Origin of the sequence: Enterovibrio nigricans DSM 22720 (genome assembly GCF_900167155.1) — a bacterium.
In the GTDB taxonomy this organism is placed as follows: Bacteria; Pseudomonadota; Gammaproteobacteria; order Enterobacterales; family Vibrionaceae; genus Enterovibrio; species Enterovibrio nigricans.
The window spans coordinates 1-1,024 of record NZ_FUXU01000240.1 but is presented as its reverse complement, the minus strand read 5'-3'; the positions used below and the strand labels follow the sequence as shown (position 1 = coordinate 1,024).

Here is a 1,024-nt window from a genome sequence, read left to right as displayed (position 1 = left end):
GGATAACCTAGGGTCTCAGCGGCCTTCTACTAACTTTGCAACGGAGCCGATTCGTAATCTTCTAAAGAACAACCCAGATATAGATCCTTCGAAGCTAGATAAAATCAAGCAGCTGATGAACGCTCATGTGCCTGATTGCTTAGTTGAAGGTTATGAACCATTGATTGATGGTTTAACTTTGCAGGACGCTGATGATAGACACGTTGTTGCGGCGGCAATAAAAGGGCAAGCGGAGTCTATCATCACCTTCAATCTAAAAGACTTTCCTGCAAGGGAGCTTGATCCTCTAGGTCTCTCTGCTATTCATCCCGATGAGTTTTTGTGCGATATGTTTGACTTAGATAGCAGTGCTTGTATCAAAGCAGCCCAGCAACAAAGAGGCTCGTTGAAAAGGCCACCGATGAGTCAGGATGAGTTTTTAGCTTGCTTGCAAAAGCAGCAACTTCCAAGCTTCGTCTCAAAATTAAAGAACTTTAAGCTTATGCTTTGATAGGAACAGCCTTGAAATAAAGAACTTTAATCTTTTAATTCAGCTAGTTAGGAAAAGGTGGATTTACTGACATTCGTTGATGACAGGTAATCGAACCCCTGATGCTTCGACAACTGCTGCAAGATGCTCGCTATTCAATTCGGGAAACATGCGGGAATATCCCGCTATCTCTGAACGGGTATCTGCAATAGCGGGAACACGGTGGGCGCGGCTCATGAGAAGGGTATCGACATACATTTTGGTGATCACATGATCGGCATAGAGTTGGCTGCGGTTGAACCGGCTTTCTAAATATTGAAGGTGAAGAAAGTCAGCCACATGGCATAACTCCTGATCGTTGAGTTGTACGAGCCGAGATTCAAACTCAGTGAAGCGGCATACCTGAAACTTGTACTTGTCAAAAATCGGCTCGCCCTTCACGCAGTCCTTTTGCTCAAAGGGTGTCAACGCCGACTTAAAACTGATCCACTTAGCGACGCTATCGCCGAAGTAAAATTGACCCACCCATGGTAGTTATCCCTGCCTCTCCGATTC

The 1,024-nt window shown here is 45.1% G+C and carries 2 protein-coding genes; one reads left to right on the top strand and one right to left on the bottom strand.

What is annotated here, in order from left to right; translation table 11 throughout:
* A partial coding sequence (locus B5D35_RS23955) for a VapC50 family PIN domain-containing toxin (RefSeq protein ID WP_212567576.1) occupies window positions 1-490 on the top strand: 490 nt, incomplete at its 5' end.
* Window positions 491-553: 63 nt separating this feature from the next.
* On the opposite strand, the gene B5D35_RS23950 is transcribed toward B5D35_RS23955, so the two are convergent.
* Window positions 554-994: a hypothetical protein gene (locus tag B5D35_RS23950; protein WP_078754881.1), complete on the bottom strand. Its 441-nt coding sequence runs from the start codon at window positions 992-994 to the stop codon at window positions 554-556.
* Window positions 995-1,024 lie beyond the last annotated feature (30 nt).